Source organism: Streptomyces sp. NPDC038135, assembly GCF_055601245.1.
Map to the genome: position 1 here is coordinate 62,624 of NZ_JBVJXS010000005.1, position 22,642 is coordinate 85,265.

Below are 22,642 nucleotides of genomic sequence, written 5' to 3' on the forward strand. Positions count from 1 at the left end.
AGGGTAGATCAGGTCAGCGGCCGGCCAGCGGGTTCGGCAGGGGCTGGTAGCGGGCGGCGGCGCCGTCCGCGCCGGTCCAGCGCAGCAGCAGGTTGGTCTTGCCCGGGAGGGTGGGCGAGGAGAGCAGCGCGGGGATCTCGGGCAGGTCGTGGCGGCCCAGTTCGCGGCGGGCGGCCGGCCAGGGGTCGAGTCCGGGGTGGTGCTCGGCCAGGGCCGCGGCGGTCTCGGTGAGGTGGTTGACGACCAGACAGTAGACCAGCCGCTCCCAGCCGGCCGCCCGGGAGACCTCCGGGAGCAGCTTGACGCCCTCGGCGTCCCGGAACAGGGCCTGTACGGGCAGGCCCGCCGGGTCCACGGCGACCAGGGTGTTCTGCAGATGCGCCTCCAGGACGACGCCGTGGTCGGCGAAGGCCGTCAGGGCGGGCGGCACGACCTGCCGCAGATACGCCTCCCACCAGGCCTCCGGGTCGGTGGCGGCGGCCAGGGGGCTGCCCTCGAAGCCCTCCGCCAGGGCGGCGGCGAGCAGTGGGGTGGCGCCGGGCAGGAGGCTTTCGCGCAGCCCGCCCCGCACCAGTACGGCGAGTTCCTCGAAGGCGAAGGCGGCGGTGCGGTAGCCGACGTCGGGCAGCCATGCGGCGGGCGGCCCCATCGCGGCGAACGCGCGTGCGACGGCCGTGTCGGTGCGGCGCAGCCTCAGCAGGTCGTGGCGCCACAGCCGGCGGATGTCGTTGGTGATGCGCACGTCCAGGCTGAACTTCAGGAACAGGTCGCGCCGGGGCTCGTACACCGTGCGGACCGCCGCCGTGGGCCACGCGTCGAAGGCGGTGGCGCCGAGCCTGATCAGCCGGCCGTCGGCGAGGGCGGGCGCCAGGTCGCGGGCGGCCAGGTCGAGCTGCCAGGGGTGGGCCGGCAGCAGCCGGTACCCGGGCGGGGCGGCGCCCAGGGCGTCCAGCGCGCTGGTGTCGCCCTCCTCGGCCACCTGGTCCGCGCGCACCCCGAGCAGCGCGAGCGGGAAGCGGGCGTGCGCCTCGGGCGCGTACGGCAGCCAGGCCGCGGCCGGACCGCCGCCGCGGGCCTTGGGGGCGGGATGGCAGGGGTGGCCGGTGATCAGGGACTGCTCGGAGCGCAGGTACGGGTCCGCGGGCGCCGCCGCCCGGGCGCGGGCGGTGAGCAGGGCGGCGACGGCCTCCCTGCTGTCGATCATCTCGGCGGGCAGGTCGTCGCCCGGCTGCCCGGTGTACCGGCGCAGCTCCTCGGCGACCAGTTTGACCAGTTCGGTGTGGCCGAGGCGCTGCCAGGCCCCGGCCGTGCGCACCTCCGGATCGGCGGGCCGGCGGCCGGCCCGCACCCGCAGCAGCCGGCCGGTGCCGGGCAGCCGGTGGACCCGGTGCTCCCCGTCGGCCGGCAGCGCCTCGGCGACCTCGCGCAGCAGGCAGTTCAGCAGGGGCGCGGACGCGTACGCGTCGGCGCGCCGTCCTGCGTCGTCACTGGGAGGCTTGAGGTCCACGCGATCCATTCGTCCGTCGTCGGGGGCCGGTCCCCGCGTCCCGCCCGCGCGGGTCCGGGGGCCGGCCGCGATCAGTATCTCCGCCGTACCTGACAATCGTGCCCCGAGCTGCCCTTTCCCGAGGAGCCGAACGTGTACGACTCAGCCACCGCCGAGGCCGGCCTCGCCGAGGAGCTGGCCGCCGTCCGGCCCGGTCTGCTGCCCCGGTACCGGGCCGCGCTGCCCGGTGCCCGTGCTGCGGTGCTGACCCGGCTGTGGCGGGCTCTGGCGTACGAGCCGCTGCCGTGGATCTCCCGCCGCGACGGCGGGGCGGTGGGCCTGGCGCTGCGGCTGGCCGACGGCCGGAGCCTGCAGGGGCCGCCCGCGGACCCGTACGCGACCGGCGGGTACGTCACGTCCGTGCGCCTCGGCCGGGAGCGCTACGACGACCCGGCGCGGCTGATGACCGATCTCGCGGTGCCGCACGCCGCCGGCTTCGCGGCCGAACTCGCCCACAGCACGGCCTCGCTGGCCCTCTCGCGGGCCGGTGCGGATCTGACGGCCCACTGGCCGGAACGGGACTGGGAGTGGGAGCAGCGGGTGACCGACGGGCATCCGTACCACCCCAACTGCCGTTCCCGGCCCGGGTTCTCGGTGGCCGACCAGCTCGCCTACGCGCCGGAGCACCGCCCGGTGGTGGAGCTGGGGACGGTGCCGGTGCCGGCGGAGCAGTGCCTGCTGTCGGGCGAGTGGCCGGAGGAACTGCGCGACGGACGCCGGCTGTTGCTGCCGGTGCATCCCTGGCAGGCGGACCATGTGCTCAAGCGGCCGTACGACCCCTGGCGGGCCGCGCATCCGCTGCTGTCCCTGCGCACGCTGGCCCTGCCGGGCGGCCCGCACGTCAAGACCGCGCTGAGCGCCCGGCTGACCTCGTCGGTGCGGGACATCTCCGGGTATTCGGTCGGTGCGGCGGCGGCGCTGTCGGTGTTCGCGACGGACCTGGCCGGCCGCGCCGGCGGCCTGCTGCACATCACCCGCACGCTCGGCGCGGTCACCGCGCACTCCCCGGACCTGGCCGCGCTGCTGCGGGAGTCGCCCGCCGGGTACGCGGGCCCCGGCGAGCGGGTGCTGCCGGTGGCGGCGCTGCCCGGCACCGGCCTGCCGGACTCCCCCGGCTGGCTGGCGGACTTCGCCCGGCTGGCGCTCACGGTCGGGCTGCGGCTGCTGGACCTCGGTGTGGCCCTGGAGGCGCACGGCCAGAACCTGCTGGTGATCCTGTCGGCGGACGACGCCCCGGTGCGGCTGGTGTACCGGGACCTCGCCGACATCCGGATCAGCCCCGCCCGGCTGGCCCGGCACGGCATCGCCCCGCCGCCGCTGACCGGGCGCCTGGTCACCGACGACGAAACGGCCCTGCGCCGCAAGCTGTTCGGCTCCCTGGTGGCCGGCGCGCTCGCCGGCACGGCGGGCTCGGGCCGCGCGCTCGGTGCTGCGCTGGCGGCGGCCGTGCCCGCGCTGCCGGACACGCCCGACCTGGCAGCGCTGCACGAACGCCCGTTGCCCGCCAAGGCGCTGACGCTGATGCGGCTGTCCCCGGAGACCCCCGGCGACCTGTGGACGGCGCTGCCGAACCCGCTCGTTTTGGAGCCCGGCACCTGAGATCAATAAGATCCGCCGATGATCAGAAGACAACGGCTGGCGGCGGGAGTCTGCGCTCTCCTCGCCGCCCTGACGGCCGGGCTCGCGTTCCCCGCCGGGGCCGCCGCCGACGAGACGGAACAGGCCGCCCCGAAGGTCGAACTGGTGCTGGACGTCAGCGGTTCCATGCGGACGCGGGACATCGACGGCGGCACCCGGATGGCCGCGGCGAAGCAGGCCTTCAACGAGGTGCTCGACGCGACGCCGGAGGAGGTCGAGCTCGGCATTCGCACGCTCGGCGCCAACTACCCCGGCAACGACCGCAAGACGGGCTGCAAGGACACCGCGCAGCTCTACCCGGTCGGACCGCTGGACCGGACCGACGCGAAGACCGCGGTGGCCACGCTTGCGCCGACCGGCTGGACGCCGATCGGCCCCGCCCTGCTGAAGGCCGCCGGCGACCTCGACGGCGGTGACGGCACCCGCCGTATCGTCCTGATCAGCGACGGCGAGGACACCTGCCAGCCGCTGGACCCGTGCGAGGTGGCCCGCGAGATAGCCGCCAAGGGCATCGGTCTGACCATCGACACCCTCGGCCTGGTCCCGGACGCCAAGACCCGCGACCAGCTCAGCTGCATCGCGGACGCGACCGGCGGCACCTACACCTCCGTGCGGCACAAGGAGGAACTGAGCGACCGGGTCGGCCAGTTGGTGGACCGGGCGGCCGATCCGGTGGTGACGCCGGTGGCCGCCGAGGGCGCCGCCGAGTGCGCGAAGGCGCCGGCCCTGAAGTCCGGTCTGTACACGGACCGCGAGGAGTTCGGGCAGCAGCGCTGGTACAAGGTCGACGTGAACCCGGGCCAGGAGCTGCGCGCCTCGGTCAGCGTGGCCGACGACCGTGCGGTCGACCCCGACTACGGCGTCCTGCTGCGGGCCGTGACGCTGCACGGCCGGGAGATCGTGCGCGGCGAGGCGGCGGGCAACGGCCGCACCGACGCGATCTCCACCGGCCTGCGGTACCCGAGGCCGGAGAGCGACGACGACGAGGCGGCCGCGGAGACCGTGTGTCTCCAGGTCACCAACTCCTTCTCGGCCGCCCCGGGGGTCAAGACGTCCCCGGGTCTGCCGCTGGAACTGACCGTGGACGTGGTGGACGGGCCGTCGCACGCGGCCGACGTGGCCGCCTTCGGCCTCGGCCGCGGCTGGTGGCTGCTCGGCGCCCTGGTGCTGGCCGGGTTCGTCGCCGGTCTGCTGTGGGGCTGGCTGTCGCGCTGGCGGGTCGCGGTCTGGAGGACGAACTGATGCGTATCACACGTGTACTGGGCGCCGCGCTGCTGGCGCTCGGGCTGGCCGCCGGTCCGGCGGCCGCCGACTCCACGCCGTCGCCGAGCGCCTCGGACGACGGCAAGGCGCCCACCCGTGCGGGCACCTCCTTCCGTACGGCGACGGAGATCGAACAGGGGCAGCGGGCCACCGCCTCCGGCTCCACCGGTGACTACCTGTACTGGTCGTTCCCGGCGGACGCCGAGCAGCGGCCGACCGTCGCTGCGACGGTGAAGCTGCCCGGGACGCACGGCACGCAGACCTGGCAGCTCGACGTGTACGACGGTCTGCGCCGCCGCCAGTCCTGCCAGTACGGCGCTGCCACCCGGACCGCCGACCAGGGGACGTCCTCGGTCGAGCTGGCCTGTGTGCTGCGCACGGTGCGCGCCTGGTCGGAGCCGTGGGCCAACGACCCGCTGCCGGGCACGTACTACGTGCGGCTGACCGTGGTGGACCTGGCGTCGTCCGACCTCGGGCAGCCGGTGAGCACCGAGATCCGCGTGGACTCCAAGGACATCGGCGGAGCGGCTGCCGTTGACGGCTCGCTGGCGAAGCCGCTTGTCCCCGGGATCGCCGTCGAGTCCGAGGCGGAGCAGGACGGTTCGAAGTCGGCGGTGCTGTCGAGCATCGAGCCGGACGACGGCTGGTCCTCCGGCTGGTGGTCCGACCGCTGGGTGTGGACCGCGATCGGCGGCGTGCTGGCCGCCCTCGCGGGCATCGGCGGTTACGCGCTGACGCGCGGTTCGGGACGGCCGTCCCGGGTGCCGCCGTCCGTCTGACCCGCGTACGCGTCTGATGCACCAGACGCGTCCGGCCCACAGGTGAAGGCCCGCCGCTCAGGCGGGCCTTCCGCGTTCCCGCTCACGCGTCGACCGGGCGGTCCTCCCGGTCCTGCCGGCCCTCCCTCAGGGCCTTGGCGAGCGTGCCGTCGCCGGTCACGGTGATCCGCCCGGCCCGGACGGCGTCCGCCGGCGCGAGGTCCCCGCGGCTGACGGCCGCGCACGTCGCGGAGTCCAGGACGAGCCGCGCGTCCACCGCGCCGGGCGCGGGCCCGTCCCCGTACGCCGGTCCGTCACCGGCGCCCACGTTGAGGTGGAACTCGCCCTCGTCGAGACGGACTTCGACGACGCCCTCGCCGTCGAGGGCCCGCAGCAGGGGCAGCGCGAACCAGTGCGCGCGTACCGCGTCCGTCGGGCGCCGCTCCCCCAGTTCGCCCTCGCCCCACTTCCCCAGGGCCTGCAGCACGGGCAGCAACTCCCGCCCGCGATTGCTGAGTTCGTAGACGAAGGCGGCGCCCGGCGGGGGCAGCCGCCGCCGGGTGGCGAGTCCGTCGCGCTCCATGTCCTTCAGCCGGGAGGCGAGTACGTCCGTGCTCACGCCGGGGAGGTCCGCGTGCAGGTCCGTGTAGCGGCGCGGGCCGGCCAGCAGTTCCCGGACGATCAGCAGGGTCCAGCGGTCGCCCACGAGGTCGAGGGCGCGGGCTGCGGAGCAGTACTGGTCGTAGCTTCGGCGAGGTGACATGCGGCGCAGTCTAGACGGGTTGTTGGACTTTCCAAGCTCCAGCTTGGTAAAACCAAGCAACACGAGTTCCCGGAGGGGCGCATGGAGTTCCGGCAGTCGAACAAGCTCAGCGAGGTCTGTTACGAGATCCGCGGCCCGGTGATCGAGCACGCGGACGCGCTGGAGGAGGCGGGCCACAGCGTGCTGCGCCTGAACACGGGGAACCCGGCGCTGTTCGGCTTCGAGGCGCCCGAGGAGATCCTCCAGGACATGATCCGGATGCTGCCCCGCGCGCACGGCTACACGGACTCGCGCGGCGTCCTGTCCGCCCGCCGCGCGGTGGCCCAGCGCTACCAGACCCTGGGTCTCGCGGTGGACGTCGACGACGTGTTCCTCGGCAACGGCGTCTCGGAGCTGGTCTCCATGGCCGTGCAGGCGCTGATCGAGGACGGCGACGAGATCCTCATCCCCGCCCCGGACTTCCCGCTCTGGACGGCGGTGACGACGCTGGCGGGCGGCAAGGCGGTGCACTACCTCTGCGACGAGCGGGCCGACTGGAACCCGGACCTGGCGGACCTCGAGTCGAAGATCACCGACCGCACCAAGGCCGTTGTGATCATCAATCCGAACAACCCCACCGGCGCGGTCTACCCGAAGGAGGTGGTGGAGGGCATCCTCGACCTGGCCCGCCGCCACGGCCTGATGGTCCTCGCCGACGAGATCTACGACCAGATCCTGTACGACGACGCCGTCCACCACTCCGCCGCGGCCCTCGCCCCCGACCTGGTGGTCCTCACCTTCTGCGGCCTGTCCAAGACGTACCGGGTGGCGGGGTTCCGCTCCGGCTGGCTGGTCGTCACCGGGCCCAAGCAGCACGCGAGGGACTACCTGGAGGGCCTGACCATGCTGGCCTCCATGCGGCTGTGCGCCAACGCGCCCGCGCAGTTCGCCATCCAGGCCGCGCTCGGCGGCCGCCAGTCCATCCGTGAACTCACCGCCCCCGGCGGGCGCTTGCACGAGCAGCGGAACGTGGCCTGGGAGAAGCTCAACGAGATCCCCGGGGTGTCCTGTGTGAAGCCCAAGGGCGCGCTGTACGCCTTCCCTCGCCTTGACCCCAAGGTGCACCGGATCCACGACGACGAGAAGTTCGTCCTCGACCTCCTGCTGCGCGAGAAGATCCAGGTGGTCCAGGGCACCGGCTTCAACTGGCCGTCGCCCGACCACTTCCGCATCCTCACCCTCCCGCACGCGGACGACCTGGAGGCGGCGATCGGCCGGATCGGGCGCTTCCTCGGCGGATACCGGCAGGACTAGCCCGGACCGGCGGGGCCGCGGGACGCCACGGCCGCCGCTCCGGCGCGCCCCGTGAGGGATGAGCGGCCGTCCGGCCCAGCCCGCCCTGCGGGCGGCCGGAGCGGTGTGACACCGTTCTCGGGCATGCGCTGAAGTTCAGCGGGAAGGGCGTTGACGTGGGTGACCTTTTTCTTGTCCGGCACGGTGAGACCGAGTGGTCCCGGTCCGGACGGCACACCGGCCGGACCGACGTACCGCTGACCGAGCACGGCCGGGACGAGGCGCGCCGGCTGATGCCGCTGATCCGTTCGCACCACATCGGCGCCGCGTTCGTCAGCCCCCTGCAGCGCGCCCGGGAGACCGCCGCGCTCATCGGCGTCCACGACGCCCGGGTCGACGCGGATCTGCTCGAATGGGACTACGGCGGCTACGAGGGCGTGACCACCGTGGAGATCCAGCGGAAGCGGCCCGGCTGGTTCCTGTTCACCGACGGGGTGGCGCCGGGCCCGCCGGAGCATCCCGGGGAGACCCCGGAGCAGGTCGGGGAGCGGGCGGACCGGATGCTCGGCAAGGTGGACGCCGCCCTGGCCAACACCGAGGGCGTGGTGCTGCTGGTGGCCCACGGCCACTTCCTGCGAGTCCTCACCGCGCGCCGGCTCGGGCTGCCGCCGCAGCAGGGTGCGCTGTTCCAGCTCGCCACGGGCGCGCTGGGCCGGCTCGGCACCGAGCACGGGCGGCCCGTCGTCGCGGGGTGGAACGTCCGGGCGTCCGGCTGACCGTCCCCGCGGGCCCGGGGACCGGCCCCGTTGTCGTACCCGGGTCGTACGCTCGGAACGAGCCGCCGCTCCGGCGGCTCCCGGGCGTCGGCGCATCGGAAGGGGGCCCGCCGTGACACGACAGCCCACCGTCGCGCAGCGGCGGGTGATCGAGGCCGCCGACCCGGTGACCGGGCGGCTGCGCGGGACGCCGGCGCAGCTGGACTCGCTGGTGAAGCGGGGACTCGCCTTCCGGCACCCGCGGCCGCCGCACGACCACTTCCTCACACCGGCCGGGCACCGGATACGCGAGGCGGAGCCCGAGGCGCCGCCGGTCGCCGGGGCGCCGGCGCCCGCACAGGGCGGGTTCGCCGCACGCGTGGGCGGCGAGGAGGAGGCGCCGGCGTCCGGTGCGGCCCGGCTGCGGGAGGTGCACAGCGCCTGGCAGGGGCTGCTGGAGCTGCGCCGGATGACCAACCCCGGCGGCGCGACCGACCGCCCGTGCGGCTGGGAGCGTGCTCACCTGGTGCGGGCGGCCGCGCTCGCCCTGGAGGCGGCGGGCCACCGCCCGGCGGGCCCGGACGGCGACGGCTACCGGGTGCGGGCGACACCGCAGCCGGAGGCGGTCGCGGTGTACGCACCGGACGAGGCGGCCCTGCGGGCGTGCACGGCGACGCTGGAGCGGGCCGGCTGGCAGGCGGGCGCGTACACGGAGCCCCGGACGCGGGTGCGGTATCTCCTGGCGTCGCCGCGGCGGGCCTGAGACGCGTGTAAGGATCAACGGGTCGAGGGTACGAACGACGAAGGAGCACCGGCCGTGGCCGAACCGTTTTCCGTCCGTGTGACCGTCCGCGGCTACGAGACCGACGTGCAGGGTCACCTCAACCAGGCGGTGTACCTCAACTACGCGGAGCACGCCCGCTGGTCGCTGCTCCAGGCCGCCGGGGTGAGCCAGGCCCGGCTGCGCGACCGGGGTGTGGGGCCGGTGGCGCTGGAGACGACGATCCGCTACCGCCGCGAGCTGCTCGCCGGCGACGAGGTGGACGTGAGCTGCGCGTTCGAGTGGGGCGGCGGCAGGACGTTCCGGATCCGGCAGGAGATACGCAAGCTCGACGGCACGGTGGCCGCCGAGGTCACCGCGGTGGGCGGCATGCTGGACCTGGCGGAGCGGAAGCTGCTCGCCGATCCCCGGGAGGTGTTCGCGGAGCTGGCGACGGACCTCGCGCTCTTCGGCCTGTGACCGCGGGTCCTACGCGTCGAGCAGCTCCGGCGGGTGCTCGGCGTCGTAGGCGGCCCGGGCCTCGGCGACGTACGCCCCGTTGCGTTCGGCCCAGTGCGCCAGCCGTCGCAGCGTCGGCTGCAACTCACGGGCGACGGGCGTCAGTTCGTACTCCACCTTGGGCGGGACCGTCGGATGCACGGTGCGCGTGACCAGGCCGTCGCGCTCCAGGTGGCGCAGGGTCAGGGACAGCATGCGGCGGCTGATGCCCTCGATGCCGCGTTCCAGCTCCGTGAACCGGATGGGCCCCGCGGCGGCGGCGACGAGGATCTGCACGCTCCACTTGCCGGCCACCCGGTCGAGGACCTCACGCACCGGGCAGGCGTCCGCGTCCACCGCCCGGACGGTGACGCCGGTGTTCCTGCGCACCATCGGACTCCCTTCTCGCACGGGCCTCCATGCTCGCCCACGAGCCCTCCGGCCGCACCGCGAGGAGGCGGGGCGGGATCGTGTCCCGCCGCGCCTCCTGCTGCCCGCGTCCGCTCAGTGGGCGGGAGCCAGTTCCTCGCCCGACTCCATCGGATGGGTGACGTCGGAGGCGTCCCGGTCCCGGCCGAGGTGGTTGAAGACCAGGTTGAGGAGGACCGCGGTGACGCAGCCGGTGGAGATGCCGGAGTCGAGGACGATCTTCGCGGTGTCCGGGAAGGCGTGGTAGAACTCCGGCACCGTGATCGGGATGATGCCGACGGCGAGGGACACGGCCACGATCAGGACGTTGTTGTCCCGCTCCAGGCCGGCCCGGACCAGGGTCTGGATGCCGCTGGCGGCGACCGAGCCGAACAGCACCACGCCCGCGCCGCCCAGCACCGGGCGGGGTACGACGGCGATGAGCGAGGCGGCCATCGGGCACAGGCCCATCAGGACCAGGAAGCCGCCGCCGACGGCGACCACGAAGCGGCTGCGGATCCGCGTCATGGCCACCAGCCCGATGTTCTGCGCGAAGGCGCTGCACATGAAGCCGTTGAAGACCGGGCTGAGGGCCGAGCCGAGGGTGTCGGCGCGCAGGCCGGCCGCGATGGTCCGCTCGTCCGCCGGGCGTTCGACGATCTCGCCCAGGGCCAGCATGTCCGCGGTCGACTCGGTCATCGACACCACCATCACCACGCACATCGACAGGATCGCGGCGATGTGGAACTGCGGGGCGCCGAAGTGGAACGGCGTCGGGAAGCCCACCACGGCCGCCTTCGTCACCGGGGCGAAGTCCGTGACGCCGAACGGTATGGCGATCAGGGTGCCCGCGATCAGGCCGAGCAGGACCGCGATCTGCTTGACGAAGCCGCGGGTGAACCGGCGCAGCAGGAGCACGAGCAGCAGGGTGACGCCGGCCAGGGTGAGGTTGGTGGCCGAACCGTAGTCGTGGGCGGCCGGGTTCGGCCCCTGCGCCCAGTTGAAGGCGACCGGCAGCAGGGAGACGCCGATCAGGGTGATGACCGTACCGGTGACGACCGGCGGGAAGTAGCGGACCGCCTTGCAGAAGACGGGGGCCGCGAGGAAGCCGAGGAGGCCGGCGACGATGACGGCGCCGAAGATCATCGGCAGGGCGTCGGACTTGTGCTCGGCGGAGGCGACGATCGCCGTCATGGGGGCGACACCGGCGAAGGTGACCCCGTTGACGAAGGGCAGCCGGGCGCCGATCTTCCATATCCCGAGGGTCTGCAGGAACGTCGCGAGACCGGCGGTGAACAGGCACGCTCCGGTGAGGAAGGTGAGCTCGGCGCCGGACAGGCCTACGGCCGCGCCGACGATCAGGGGCGGGGCGACGACCCCCGCGTACATGGCGGCCACGTGCTGCAGGCCGCTGGTCGCCATCTTCAGGGCGGGGAGTTTCTCGTCCACGGGGTGGACGGACTGCTCGTCGGCGTCGACGGGGTGGGCGGACACTGCGGCTCCTCCGGTCGGTGGGACACGTCGGCTCTGACGCGGTTTCAGGGAGGTGGTGCACGAGCATGGAGGCACCTCCCGCTCGGGCGAGGCCGAGCGTGGGGGAGGAACCGGTGGGGCCCCTCGGGGTCCCGGAACGGAGACCGTTCCGGGGCGCGCGCCTTCACGTGCGCCCCGGATCCGGCCGCTGTGGACCGCTGGGGTCCACCGCTGCCGGCCGGGAGCCGTCCCTCCCGGCCGGAGTCCTGGTGCCGGCTCAGCCCTGGGCGGCGATGCGCGCCAGGCGCCGGGCCTCGTCCCGCGTGGAGCGGGCGATGGCGTCCTCGTCGACGGTCAGCAGCCGTCCGTCCTCGACGATCTGCCGGCCGTTCACGAAGGAGGCGGTGACCGGGGCCGCCGCGCCGAAGACCAGGGCGGTCACCGGGTCGGCGATGGAGGCGTGGGCGAGGGTGTCCAGCTTCCACAGCACCAGGTCGGCCAGCTTGCCCGACTCCAGCGAGCCGGTCTCGGCGGCGCGGCCGAGCACCGTGGCGCCGCCGTGGGTGCCGAGCCGCAGCGCCTGCCGGGCGTTCAGCGCGGCCTCCTTGTGCGCGCCGAGGCGGTTGATCAGCAGCGCGTTGCGCAGCTCGGTGTGGAGTTCGCCGGACTCGTTGGAGGCGGTGCCGTCCACGCCGAGGCCGACCGGCACGCCCGCGGCGAGCATGTCCGGCACCCGGGCGATGCCCGCGGCCAGCCGGGCGTTGGACGAGGGGCAGTGGGCGACACCGGTCCTGGTGCGGGCGAAGGCGGCGATGTCGGAGTCGTTCATGTGGACGCAGTGCGCCATCCACACGTCCTCGCCCAGCCAGCCGGTGGACTCGAAGTAGTCGGTCGGGCCCATGCCGAACAGCTCGTGGCAGAACTTCTCCTCCTCCACGGTCTCCGAGCCGTGGGTGTGCAGCCGTACGCCGAGACCGCGCGCCAGTTCGGCGCCCTGCCTGAGGAGTTCGGTGGAGACGGAGAACGGGGAGCAGGGGGCGACGGCGACCTGGACCATGGCGTCGAAGGAGGAGTCGTGGTGCTCCTTGACGGTCGCCTCGGTGGCGGCGAGGGCGCCTTCGAGGGTCTCGACGGCGAAGTCCGGGGGCAGCCCGCCGTCCTTCTCGCTGCGGTCCATGGAGCCGCGGGCGAGGGTGAAGCGGACGCCGGTCTCCCGGGCGGCGCGGATGATCGCGCCGGACAGGTCGCCGGAGCCGCGCGGGTACACGTAGTGGTGGTCCATGGCCGTGGTGACGCCGCCCCGGGCCATCATCGCCAGCGAACCCCGCGCCGCCGCGTAGACCATCGGCTCGTCGACGCGCGCCCAGGTCGGGTACAGCGCGACCAGCCAGTTGAAGAGGTTGTGGTCGGTGGCCAGGCCCCGGGTGATCCACTGGTAGAAGTGGTGGTGGGTGTTGACCAGGCCCGGCGTGACGAGGTGCCCGGTGGCGTCGATACGGCGTACGACGTTCTCCAGGCCCTCGGGGGCCTTGCCCGCGCCGACCTCCTCGATGCGGTTGCCGGCGATGACCAGGTACCCGGCGGCGTACTCGGTGTCGTCGGCGTCGACGGTCGCGATCGAACAGTTCTCGATGACGATGCGCTGGGCTGCTGCCATGATTCGTCCTTTTCGCTCAGCGGACTGAAATGGGTGGGCACGGCAGGACCCTGGAGGATTTGAGTGCCGTGACCGGGGACATGGGTTCCCCGGTCACGGGTGCCGAGAGGGTGAACTGGCTAGAGGTTGGTGAGGTCCACCGGGATGCGCGGCTCGCAGCCGTCGCGCAGGACGGTCGCCTCGATCAGGCCGTAGGGCCGGTCGGCGGCGAAGTAGACCTCGTTGTCGTTCTTCAGGCCGAAGGGCTCGAGGTCCACGAGGAAGTGGTGGCTGTTGGGCAGCGAGAAGCGGACCTCGTCTATCTCCGCGCGGTTCTCGATGATGCGCGAGCCCATCTGGTAGAGCGTCTGCTGCAGCGAGAGGGAGTACGTCTCGGCGAAGGCCTGGAGCATGTGCCTGCGCACCTGCTCGTAGGACTTCTCCCAGTTCGGCATCCGCTGCTCGTCGTCGGTCCAGTTGAAGCGCCAGCGACCGGACACCGAGGTGGCCAGGATGCGGTCGTGCGCCTCCTTCAGGGTGGTGTACTTGTCCTTGACGTAGCCCCAGAACTCGGAGTTGGTCGAGTTCATCACCGTCAGGTCCTTCAGGCCCGAGACGACCTCCCACGACGAGCCGTCGTAGGTGATCTGGGCCAGCCGGGTCTCCTGGCCCTTGCGCACGAAGGAGTGCTTGACCTCGTCCGCGCCGATGAACTTCGAGTTGGCGTCGGAGGTCTCGATCCGCTCCCAGGCGTACTCCTCGACGCGGATGCGGGCGCGGTGGATGGCCGGCTGCGAGGTGACGAAGTGGCGGGCGAGGTGGATGCCGAACCGCTCGGCCGACTCGATGCCGTGCTCCTTGGCGAAGGCGTACACCGTGTTCTTGGTGGTGTCGGTCGGCAGGACGTTGGCGTTGGAGCCGGAGTAGTGGACCTCCTCCATGTCGCCGCTCAGGGCGACGGAGACGTTCAGGTCCTTGATGTGGTGGGTGGCGCCGTCCCGCGTGATCTTCACGACCCGGTTCTCGGCCTTGCCGTACTGGTTCTGTCCCAGGATGGTGGGCATGAGCTAGCTCCCTCGGTAAACGGAGTAGCCGAACGGGTTGAGCAGCAGCGGTACGTGGTAGTGCTCGCCCGGCACGACGGCGAACGTGATCGCCACCTCGGGGAAGAACACCGCGGGGCCGCTGTCCCGTTTCGCGGGGGCGTCCTGCTGCGCATCGGCTTGCTTCTTCTCGAAGTAGGGCTCGACGGCGAAGTCGAGCCGTACGTGGGTGGTGCCCTCCGGCAGCGCCGGCAGGTCCTTGCACCGGCCGTCGGCGTCGGTCGCGGAGCCGCCGAGCGCCTGCCAGTCCGCGTCCCGGCCCGGGCGGGCGGCGAGGCGGACGGCGACGCCCTCGGCGGGGCGGCCGGCGGAGGTGTCCAGGATGTGGGTGGACACGGAGGCGGTGGTGCTGGTGCTCATGGTGTCAGGCGTCCTCTTCGACGAGTCGGGCCAGCCGGATGCGGTTGATCTTCCCCAGCTCGGCGCGGACGATCTCCCGCTCCCGCTCGGGCGGGTTGCCGATCCGTTCCCTGGCCGCGTCGCGCATCTGCTCCGCGCTGCGGCCGGTGGCGCAGATGAGGAAGACATGGCCGAACTTCTCCTGGTACGCCAGGTTGAGTTCGAGCATCTCGGCCTTGAGTTCCGCGGCGGCTCCGGCCATGCCGCGCTGTTCCCGCGCGGAGGTCGGGTCGCCCGGCGCGGGGCGGCCGATCGGGGGGTGCCCGGCCATCGCCTCCGCCAGGTCCGCGGCGCTCAGCCCGGCCGTCGCGGCGTCGCCGGCCGCGTACAGGTCCGCCACGGTGGCGTACGGCCGGCCGGCCAGCAGCCGCCGGGCCCACTCGGCGGAGGCGCACGCCTCGTGGAGGACGGCGAGGGCCGCGTGCTCCTCCAGGACGTTGAACCGGGCCAGGCCCGGGGGCGTGGAAGTCGTAGTCACGGGAGCCTCCGTGGCCGGATTCGGCCTTCGAGCTGATCGGGCTGCCCAGTAGCTAACGCCCTCCGGAACACGGCGTCAACACTTTGTTGAAAATTCCGGGTTACATCCCGGGCCGCCCTCAGCCCTCCTTCTCGCGGTTGAGGTAGTTGTAGACGGTGAAGCGGCTGACGCCCAGCGCGCCGGCCACGGTCTCGACGCCATGCCGGACGGAGAAGGCGCCCCGCGCCTCCAGCACGCGCACCACCTCCTGCTTGGCCTTGCGGTCCAGGTCGGCCAGGGGCATCCCCTTGCGGCGCTCCATGGCGGCGAGGATGTGGTCCAGCGAGTCGGCGAGCTGAGGCAGGCGCACGGCGACCACGTCGGCGCCCTCCCAGGAGAGCACGACGTCGTCGGGGCCGGCCTCGTCGGGCGGAAGCAGCTCCCCGCCCATGGCGTCGACCAGCGGCTTCACGGCCGCGATGAAGGACTCGTCCCCGGCGCCGGTCACTTCCCGTCCTCCCCGACCACGTTGACCTGCAGCGAGATCCGGGTCGCGCCGGCCTGGAGGGACTTGCGCAGCAGCGCGTCCACGGCCGTCAGCACGCGGTCCGCACCGCCCTCGGCGGTGTTGCCGAACGGGCCGACGTCCACGGCGTCCAGCTCGGCCGCCTCGATGACCTCGCGGGCCGCGACGGCGTGCGCGGGCGCCTCCTCGAGGTCGAAGGGCTCGGTCGTGAACTCCACTCTCAATCGCACGCGCTCAACCTACCCGCGGCCGGTGCTCCTGGGCAGGTCCGGCCGGAGACCGGCGTCCGACCCCCTTGACAAGCTCCGAGACTCACCGGCACTCTTCCGTTGAGCAGAAACAAACTTCCACATTATGGAATTGAAGGAAAGGAGCGCCGCCCCCGTGGGATTCGCAGACCAGCGCTTCACCGTCAACCTGTCGATCCTCTTCACGGAACTCCCGCTCCTGGAGCGCCCCGCGGCCGCCGCCGCGGCGGGCTTCTCGGCGGTCGAGCTGTGGTGGCCCTGGGTCGACTCCCCCGTCCCCGAGCAGGCCGAGGTCGACGCCCTGAGGCGGGCCGTCGAGGACGCGGGCGTCCGGCTCACGGGGCTGAACTTCTACGCCGGGCGGCTGCCGGGCCCGGACCGCGGGGCCCTCTCGGTGCCCGGCGCGGAGTCGGAGCGGTTCCGCGCCAACATCGACGTGGCCGCCGATCTCGCCGCGTCCCTGGGCTGCACGGCGCTCAACGCGCTGTACGGCAACCGGGCCGAGGGCGTGGACCCGGCCGAGCAGGACGCGCTCGCCCTGGAGAACCTCGTCCTCGCGGCCCGGGCGGCCGACCGGATCGGCGCGGTACTGCTGATCGAGGCGCTGAACAAGCCCGAGTCGCCGCTGTACCCGCTGGTCTCCGCGCCGGCCGCCGTGACGGTCGTCGACCGGGTCAACGAGGCGACCGGGCTCGGCAACGCCAGGTTCCTCATGGACCTCTACCACCTGGCCATGAACGGCGAGGACCTGCCGGCGGTGATCGAGCGGTACGCCGCGCGGACCGGCCATGTGCAGATCGCCGACAACCCGGGGCGCGGCGCGCCCGGCACCGGCTCGCTGCCCCTCGAGGACCTCCTCGACCGGCTGAGGAAGGCGGGCTACGACGGCCACGTCGGCCTCGAGTACAAGCCGGGCGACCGCCCGAGCGCCGAGGCCTTCGACTGGCTGCCCCGCTGACCCCCGTACCGAAAGGCACCCCTTCATGAGCAACCTTCCCAATCCCAAGATCGCCTGGATCGGCCTCGGCATCATGGGCTCCCCCATGTCCGAGAACCTGCTCAAGGCGGGTTACGACGTCACCGGCTACACGCTGGAGCGGGAGAAGCTGGACCGGCTGGCCGCCGCCGGCGGCTCCGCGGCCGGCTCGATCGCGGAGGCGGTCCGCGACGCCGACGTGGTGATCACGATGGTGCCCGCCTCCCCGCAGGTCGAGGCCATCGCCTACGGCCCCGACGGCATCCTGGAGAACGCCAGGTCCGGCGCCCTGCTGATCGACATGTCCTCGATCACCCCGCAGACCTCCGTCGATCTCGCGAAGGCCGCGGCGGACAAGGGCATCCGGGTCCTCGACGCCCCGGTCTCCGGCGGCGAGGCCGGCGCGGTCGAGGCGGTGCTGTCGATCATGGTCGGCGGCGAGCAGGCCGACTTCGACCTCGCCAGGCCCCTCTTCGAGGCGCTGGGCAGGACCATCGTGCTGTGCGGCCCGCACGGCTCGGGGCAGACCGTGAAGGCCGCCAACCAGCTCATCGTGGCGGTGAACATCCAGGCCTGCGCCGAGGCGGTGGTCTTCCTGGAGAAGTCGGGCGTGGACCTGAAGGCCGCGCTGGACGTCCTGAACGGCGGCCTCGCGGGCTCCACCGTGCTGACGCGCAAGAAGGACAACTTCCTGAACCGCGACTTCCAGCCGGGCTTCCGCATCGACCTGCACCACAAGGACATGGGCATCGTCACCGACGCCGCCCGCAACGTCGGGGCCGCCCTGCCGGTCGGCGCCGTGGTCGCCCAGCTGGTCGCGTCGCTGCGCGCCCAGGGCGACGGCGGCCTGGACCACTCGGCCCTGCTGCGGGCCGTGGAGCGCCTCTCCGGCGCCCAGGTCTGACCCCGCCCCCTCGACTTCCGGGCCGCGGCGCCGCCGACACCTGTCCTGTCGCGCCCAGGCGGCGCCGCGGCCCGGAACCTGCTCGAACAACCTGCTTCAACAAACTGTTGACGCCTCGTTCCACCACTTCTAGGCTCCACGAAGCGGAAACAGGTTTCCGCTGACTCCCGCACGGAAGGTCCACGATGTCGAAGCGCGCCCTCACGACCGAGTCCGGCGCCCCGGTCGCCGACAACCAGAACTCAGCCTCCGCCGGCGTCGGCGGCCCGCTGCTGCTCCAGGACCAGCACCTCCTGGAGAAGCTCGCGCGCTTCAACCGCGAGCGGATCCCGGAGCGGGTGGTGCACGCCCGCGGCTCCGGCGCCTACGGCCACTTCGAGGTGACGGACGACGTCACCGGCTTCACCCACGCCGACTTCCTGAGCGAGATCGGCCGGCGCACCGAGGTGTTCGCCCGCTTCTCCACGGTCGCCGACTCCCTCGGCGGCGCCGACGCCGTCCGCGACCCGCGCGGCTTCGCCGTGAAGTTCTACACCGCCGAGGGCAACTACGACCTCGTCGGCAACAACACCCCGGTGTTCTTCGTCAAGGACCCGGTCAAGTTCCCGGACTTCATCCACTCGCAGAAGCGGGACCCGTTCACCGGCCGCCAGGAGCCCGACAACGTCTGGGACTTCTGGGCCCACTCCCCCGAGGCCACGCACCAGGTGACCTGGCTGATGGGCGACCGCGGCATCCCGGCGTCGTACCGCCACATGAACGGCTACGGCTCGCACACCTACCAGTGGACGAACGCCGAGGGCGAGGCCTTCTTCGTCAAGTACCACTTCAAGACGAACCAGGGCGTCCGCTCGCTGAGCGGCGAGCAGGCCGCCGAGATCGCCGGCAAGGACCCCAGCTCCCACCAGACGGACCTGCTGCAGGCCATCGAGCGGGGCGTGCACCCGTCCTGGACCCTGTACGTCCAGATCATGCCGGCGGCCGAGGCGGCCGACTACCGCTTCAACCCGTTCGACCTGACGAAGGTGTGGCCGCACGCCGACCACCCGCTGCGCCGGGTGGGCCGCCTGGTGCTGGACCGCAACCCGGACAACGTGTTCGCCGAGGTGGAGCAGGCCGCGTTCTCCCCGAACAACTTCGTGCCGGGCATCGGCCCGTCGCCCGACAAGATGCTCCAGGGCCGGCTGTTCGCCTACGCCGACGCGCAGCGCTACCGCCTGGGCGTCAACCACACGCTGCTCGCGGTCAACGCGCCCCGGGCGACGACCGCGCACAACTACGGCCGCGACGGCCTCATGGCGGTCAACGGCCAGGGCCGCCGCGCGAAGAACTACGAGCCGAACTCCTACGACGGCCCGGCCGAGACCGGCCGGCCGCTGTCGGCCCCGCTGCCCGTCTCCGGTCACACCGGCACCCACGAGGCCCCGGCGCACACCAAGGACGACGACTTCTTCCAGGCGGGCGAGCTGTACCGGCTGATGTCCGAGGACGAGCGGCAGCGCCTGGTCGCGAACATCGCCGGCGGTCTCTCGCAGGTCTCCCGGGACGACGTGATCGAGAAGAACCTGGCCCACTTCCACGCCGCCGACCCCGACTACGGCCGGCGCGTGGAGGAGGCGGTCCGCGCGCTGCGCGAGGACTGAGGCCCACAAGGCGGCGTCCGGGACCCGGCGGGGAGGCCGGGGACCGGACGCACACGACCCGCGGCCGGGCGGTCCGGATGAGGGGTGACCTCCCGGTACGCGGGCAGAGCGAGGACCGCGGCGGTGTGCGAGCCAGTGCGGTGGTGAAGGACGCGGGACCCCTTCTCGACCAGAGGGAAGGGCTCCCGGCTCCGTCGCGGCCGCCGCGGTCCTCCAGTCACGGCCTCCGCGGAGGCCCCCCTTATACAGCCGTCCGGCGGCGCGAACGTCCTGTCGCGCCCAGCCTCGCGCCGTCGGACGGCCACCACACGGCGCGTGGAGCGTCCCCTGCCCAGGGGGCGCTCCTCGCGCCGTCCCGGCTCCCGGCGTGCGCGTCCGGCGTGACCGCAGGACGCTGAACCCATGGGAAATCCGACGCAGTATCCGCACATCGTGGTCCACGCCCCCGCCCTGGACGGCTCCCGCCGGGTCACCGAGGGCGACGTGACCCTGGGACTCGCCTCCCACCTGGACGACGTGGTGGAGATCCTGCGGCTGGCCGACCTGGACCGGATCGAGGTCGAGGAGAGCGACCTCGTCGAGTGGCAGGGCGGCGGGCCGGAGGACTGGCCCGGCCTGACGGAGCACGAGGTGTAGCGACGCCGGGTACGGCGGTGGCCGTACCCGGCCTACGCATACCTCAAATCAAGCTCTGGGAAAGGGCGTTCAGGCTTGAGCGGCCGTCGCGGGCGGGAACATCACCGTCATGCGGGGCCCGCCGGCACGGGGGCGGCGGGCCCCGTACGGGGGTGCCTCATGGACCGTACGACGCCGCGGCCGGCGGACCCTGCGACGACACCGGACCCGTGCGCGGTCGCCCTGCTGCGGGGCGGCGACCGGGCCGCCGTGACCGTCGCCGTGGTCGCCCTGCACCTGCGCGGCACGGTCGACGCGGGCAGGCCGGGAACCCTGCGCAGGACCGGGCCGGGGGACGCCGCCGCCTTCCGCCATCCCCTGGAGAAGGCGGTCCGTACCGGGCTCTACCGGCCCGCCGGGCCGCGCGAGCTCCCCGGCAGGGCCGTGGTCCGGCGGGCGCTCGCCAGGATGCGGGCGGAGCTCCTGGCGGCCGGGCTGCTGCGAGCGCTGCCGCCGGGCCGCACCCGCGCCGCCCGCCGGCTCCTGGCGGGGCTGCGCGAGCGCCATCCGCTGCCCGAGGGCCCGGCCGGTACCGGGGGCCTGGCGGAGGAGGACGTGCTGCTCGCGGTCGCGCTGCACGGCGAGCGCGGGCTGACCGCGCTGCTGCCGCGCTTCGCCCGCGACAGCGGGCTCACCGGCCGCGGCGCCCTCGCTGACGAGGGCCTGTTCCCGTTCGGCCGGGGCGGCGGCGTCCGCGCCCTCGCCCACCACGGGGACGACGGCGCCCGGGACACGGACGACGGCGGTTCCCACGGCGGGTCCGGTGGCGGGGCCCACGGCGGCCACCACCACGGCGGCCACGACTTCGGCGGCGGCTGCGGGGGCGGCGGCTTCGACTGAGCGCGGACGCCGCCGCCGCACGCCGAAGGGGCGGCCCGTCCTTCCCGGACGGGCCGCCCCTCGCGCGTTCGCGGCTCAGACCTTCAGCGGACTGATCGCCGTCGGCGCGTGACCGGGCTCGGTGGCGAGGTCCTCGAACTCGGTGATGTCGCTGATGTCCATGGTCCGGCTCATCGAGATGTTGGTGACCCGCTCCAGGATCGCCTCGACGACGACCGGCACCCGGTACTCGGCGGCCAGCTTCCGGGCCTGCTCGAAGGCGGGGCCGAGCTGGTCGGGCTCGGTGACCCGGATGGCCTTGCAGCCCAGGCCCTCGGCGACCTTGACGTGGTCGACGCCGTAGACGCCGAGTTCCGGCGCGTTGACGTTCTCGAACTCCAGGTTGACCTGGAAGTCGATGTCGAGACCGAGCTGCGCCTGCCGGATCAGGCCCAGGTAGGCGTTGTTCACCAGGACGTGCACGTAGGGGATGCGGTGCTGGGCGGCGACGGCCAGCTCCTCGATCAGGAACTGGAAGTCGTAGTCGCCGGAGAGCGCCACGACCGGGGAGTCGGGGTCGGCCTTGGCGACGCCGATCGCGGCCGGGACGGTCCAGCCGAGCGGTCCGGCCTGACCGCAGTTGATCCAGTGGCGCGGCTTGTAGACGTGCAGCATCTGCGCGCCGGCGATCTGGGAGAGGCCGATGGTGGTGACGTACCGGGTCTCCGGTCCGAACGCCCGGTTCATCTCCTCGTACACGCGCTGCGGCTTCATCGGCACGTCGTCGAAGTGCGTACGGCGCAGCAGGGTGGCCTTGCGCTCCTGGGTGGAGGCGGCCCACGCGGCGCGGTCGGGCAGCCGGCCCTCGGCCTTCAGCTCCTTGGCGGCCTCGACGAACAGCTCCAGCGCGGCCCGCGCGTCGGAGACGACGCCGTAGTCCGGCGGGAAGATCCGGCCGATCTGGGTGGGTTCGATGTCGACGTGGACGAACGTGCGGCCCCGGCGGTAGGTGTCGAGCTTGTAGCCGGTGTGGCGGTTGGCCCAGCGGTTGCCGATGCCGAGGACGAAGTCCGACTCCAGGAAGGTGGCGTTGCCGTAGCGGTGCGAGGTCTGGACGCCGACCATGCCGGCGTTCAGCTCGTGGTCGTCGGGCAGCGCGCCCCAGCCCATCAGGGTCGGGATGACCGGGGTGCCGGTCAGTTCGGCGAACTCGGTCAGCAGGTCGCAGGCGTCGGCGCCGATGACACCGCCGCCGGCGACGATGACCGGGCGCTCGGCGGCGAGCAGGAACGACAGCGCCTTGTCGATCTGGGCGCGGGTGGCGACGGGCCTGTGGACGGGCAGCGGCGCGTACGTCTCCGGGTCGAACTCGATCTCCGTCTGCTGCACGTCGATCGGCAGGTCGATCAGGACCGGGCCGGGACGTCCCGACCGCATCAGGTGGAAGGCCTGCTGGAAGACGCCGGGGACCTGCGCGGCCTCCATGACGGTGACCGCCATCTTCGTCACCGGCCGGGCGATGGAGGCGATGTCGACGGCCTGGAAGTCCTCCTTGTGCATGACGGCGGTGGGCGCCTGGCCCGTGATGCACAGGATCGGGACGGAGTCGCCGATCGCCGAGTACAGGCCGGTGATCATGTCGGTGCCGGCGGGCCCCGAAGTGCCGATGCAGACGCCGATGTTGCCGGGGCGGGCTCGGGTGTAGCCCTCGGCCATGTGGGAGGCGCCCTCGACGTGGCGGGCGAGCGTGTGGTGGATGCCGCCGCCCTCCTTCAGCGCCTTGTAGAAGGGGTTGATCGCCGCGCCGGGCACACCGAAGGCGTCGCGGACGCCCTCGAGCTTGAGGATTTCGACTGCCGCGCGGGCAGCGGTCATTCGGGCCATCGGGTACTCCTGCTTCGGCTGTCGGATGCGTACTCCCGTCGCGCCCCGCGGTGAGCACGGCCTCCGGAGTCATCGGATCGCTTCCCGTACGATTTCCGTATCGCGGAAGTAAACTTCTACTATCTGGAAGCAATGTAAGGGGGGTGCCGATCGCCGTCAAGGGAGCCCGGGGCACGCCGGGAGCCGGGCGGGGCAGAGGCGCCAAGCGCCGGACAGGCGGGCCTGGATGGAGGACGAT

Annotated in this window: 23 protein-coding genes; 12 read left to right on the forward strand and 11 right to left on the reverse strand. The window is 73.0% G+C overall.

Annotated features, from left to right (window positions below):
- Positions 1-13 precede the first annotated feature (13 nt).
- Entirely contained in the window at positions 14-1,516 is a 1,503-nt protein-coding gene (locus ACZ7JA_RS15180) for an IucA/IucC family protein (RefSeq protein ID WP_450751369.1), read from the reverse strand.
- A gap of 123 nt (positions 1,517-1,639) precedes the next feature.
- Here ACZ7JA_RS15180 and ACZ7JA_RS15185 point away from each other — a divergent pair, with 123 nt between their 5' ends.
- The 3 genes from ACZ7JA_RS15185 to ACZ7JA_RS15195 are packed head-to-tail and all read left to right on the forward strand — an operon-like array spanning position 1,640 to position 5,226.
- Complete coding sequence (locus tag ACZ7JA_RS15185) at positions 1,640-3,145, forward strand: IucA/IucC family protein (protein WP_470808627.1); 1,506 nt, start codon at positions 1,640-1,642, stop codon at positions 3,143-3,145.
- Positions 3,146-3,163: 18 nt separating this feature from the next.
- On the forward strand, positions 3,164-4,426 hold the full coding sequence (locus ACZ7JA_RS15190; protein ID WP_351665537.1) for a VWA domain-containing protein: 1,263 nt from the start codon (positions 3,164-3,166) through the stop codon (positions 4,424-4,426).
- The gene (locus ACZ7JA_RS15195; RefSeq protein WP_470808629.1) at positions 4,426-5,226 is read left to right on the forward strand and encodes a hypothetical protein; all 801 of its coding nucleotides are present in this window, start codon (positions 4,426-4,428) and stop codon (positions 5,224-5,226) included. The genes ACZ7JA_RS15190 and ACZ7JA_RS15195 overlap by 1 nt, the downstream gene beginning before the upstream one ends.
- A gap of 82 nt (positions 5,227-5,308) precedes the next feature.
- Here the strand turns inward: ACZ7JA_RS15195 and ACZ7JA_RS15200 are convergent, their stop codons facing one another.
- Positions 5,309-5,968 carry a winged helix-turn-helix transcriptional regulator gene (locus ACZ7JA_RS15200; protein ID WP_351665541.1) on the reverse strand — a complete coding sequence of 220 codons (660 nt, stop codon included), beginning with the start codon at positions 5,966-5,968 and terminating at the stop codon, positions 5,309-5,311.
- A gap of 81 nt (positions 5,969-6,049) precedes the next feature.
- On the opposite strand from ACZ7JA_RS15200, the gene ACZ7JA_RS15205 reads away from it, so the two are divergent.
- From ACZ7JA_RS15205 to ACZ7JA_RS15220, 4 genes are all read left to right on the forward strand, one after another.
- Positions 6,050-7,261, forward strand: coding sequence for a pyridoxal phosphate-dependent aminotransferase (locus ACZ7JA_RS15205; RefSeq protein ID WP_389448186.1), 1,212 nt, complete (start codon positions 6,050-6,052; stop codon positions 7,259-7,261).
- A 155-nt stretch (positions 7,262-7,416) separates the two neighbouring features.
- Positions 7,417-8,016 (forward strand): histidine phosphatase family protein, encoded by a 600-nt coding sequence (locus tag ACZ7JA_RS15210; protein ID WP_393429294.1) that lies wholly within the window; start codon positions 7,417-7,419, stop codon positions 8,014-8,016.
- 112 nt (positions 8,017-8,128) lie between these two features.
- Positions 8,129-8,758 (forward strand): hypothetical protein, encoded by a 630-nt coding sequence (locus ACZ7JA_RS15215; RefSeq protein ID WP_389302329.1) that lies wholly within the window; start codon positions 8,129-8,131, stop codon positions 8,756-8,758.
- Between the two features lie 54 nt (positions 8,759-8,812).
- Positions 8,813-9,235, forward strand: a complete 423-nt coding sequence (locus ACZ7JA_RS15220) for an acyl-CoA thioesterase (protein WP_351665549.1) — start codon at positions 8,813-8,815, stop codon at positions 9,233-9,235.
- 9 nt (positions 9,236-9,244) lie between these two features.
- Here ACZ7JA_RS15220 and ACZ7JA_RS15225 read toward each other — a convergent pair whose 3' ends face one another.
- The 8 genes from ACZ7JA_RS15225 to ACZ7JA_RS15260 form a co-directional block, all read right to left on the reverse strand.
- On the reverse strand, positions 9,245-9,646 hold the full coding sequence (locus ACZ7JA_RS15225; protein ID WP_351665551.1) for a winged helix-turn-helix transcriptional regulator: 402 nt from the start codon (positions 9,644-9,646) through the stop codon (positions 9,245-9,247).
- Positions 9,647-9,757: 111 nt separating this feature from the next.
- Positions 9,758-11,155 carry a nucleobase:cation symporter-2 family protein gene (locus tag ACZ7JA_RS15230; protein WP_470808635.1) on the reverse strand — a complete coding sequence of 466 codons (1,398 nt, stop codon included), beginning with the start codon at positions 11,153-11,155 and terminating at the stop codon, positions 9,758-9,760.
- 256 nt (positions 11,156-11,411) lie between these two features.
- A complete protein-coding gene (locus ACZ7JA_RS15235; protein WP_470808637.1) occupies positions 11,412-12,791 on the reverse strand; it encodes an 8-oxoguanine deaminase in 1,380 nt (459 codons plus the stop codon).
- A 119-nt stretch (positions 12,792-12,910) separates the two neighbouring features.
- Positions 12,911-13,834: a factor-independent urate hydroxylase gene (gene pucL / locus ACZ7JA_RS15240; RefSeq protein WP_470808639.1), complete on the reverse strand. Its 924-nt coding sequence runs from the start codon at positions 13,832-13,834 to the stop codon at positions 12,911-12,913.
- A 3-nt stretch (positions 13,835-13,837) separates the two neighbouring features.
- Positions 13,838-14,233, reverse strand: coding sequence for a hydroxyisourate hydrolase (uraH, locus tag ACZ7JA_RS15245; protein ID WP_351665559.1), 396 nt, complete (start codon positions 14,231-14,233; stop codon positions 13,838-13,840).
- Between the two features lie 4 nt (positions 14,234-14,237).
- Entirely contained in the window at positions 14,238-14,750 is a 513-nt protein-coding gene (gene uraD / locus ACZ7JA_RS15250; protein ID WP_351665561.1) for a 2-oxo-4-hydroxy-4-carboxy-5-ureidoimidazoline decarboxylase, read from the reverse strand.
- Between the two features lie 118 nt (positions 14,751-14,868).
- A complete protein-coding gene (locus ACZ7JA_RS15255; protein WP_351665563.1) occupies positions 14,869-15,237 on the reverse strand; it encodes a helix-turn-helix domain-containing protein in 369 nt (122 codons plus the stop codon).
- On the reverse strand, positions 15,234-15,485 hold the full coding sequence (locus ACZ7JA_RS15260) for a YkoF family thiamine-binding protein (protein ID WP_351665565.1): 252 nt from the start codon (positions 15,483-15,485) through the stop codon (positions 15,234-15,236). The genes ACZ7JA_RS15255 and ACZ7JA_RS15260 overlap by 4 nt, the downstream gene beginning before the upstream one ends.
- Positions 15,486-15,639: 154 nt before the next feature.
- On the opposite strand from ACZ7JA_RS15260, the gene ACZ7JA_RS15265 reads away from it, so the two are divergent.
- From ACZ7JA_RS15265 to ACZ7JA_RS15285, 5 genes are all read left to right on the forward strand, one after another.
- Complete coding sequence (locus tag ACZ7JA_RS15265) at positions 15,640-16,461, forward strand: TIM barrel protein (RefSeq protein ID WP_470808643.1); 822 nt, start codon at positions 15,640-15,642, stop codon at positions 16,459-16,461.
- Between the two features lie 25 nt (positions 16,462-16,486).
- A complete protein-coding gene (locus ACZ7JA_RS15270) occupies positions 16,487-17,383 on the forward strand; it encodes a 2-hydroxy-3-oxopropionate reductase (protein WP_470808646.1) in 897 nt (298 codons plus the stop codon).
- A 185-nt stretch (positions 17,384-17,568) separates the two neighbouring features.
- The gene (locus ACZ7JA_RS15275) at positions 17,569-19,026 is read left to right on the forward strand and encodes a catalase (protein ID WP_351665571.1); all 1,458 of its coding nucleotides are present in this window, start codon (positions 17,569-17,571) and stop codon (positions 19,024-19,026) included.
- A 402-nt stretch (positions 19,027-19,428) separates the two neighbouring features.
- Positions 19,429-19,662: a hypothetical protein gene (locus ACZ7JA_RS15280; protein WP_351665572.1), complete on the forward strand. Its 234-nt coding sequence runs from the start codon at positions 19,429-19,431 to the stop codon at positions 19,660-19,662.
- 159 nt (positions 19,663-19,821) lie between these two features.
- On the forward strand, positions 19,822-20,541 hold the full coding sequence (locus ACZ7JA_RS15285) for a TIGR04222 domain-containing membrane protein (RefSeq protein ID WP_393429316.1): 720 nt from the start codon (positions 19,822-19,824) through the stop codon (positions 20,539-20,541).
- Positions 20,542-20,616: 75 nt separating this feature from the next.
- Here ACZ7JA_RS15285 and gcl read toward each other — a convergent pair whose 3' ends face one another.
- Complete coding sequence (gene gcl, locus ACZ7JA_RS15290; protein WP_389448175.1) at positions 20,617-22,404, reverse strand: glyoxylate carboligase; 1,788 nt, start codon at positions 22,402-22,404, stop codon at positions 20,617-20,619.
- Between the last annotated feature and the right edge of the window lie 238 nt (positions 22,405-22,642).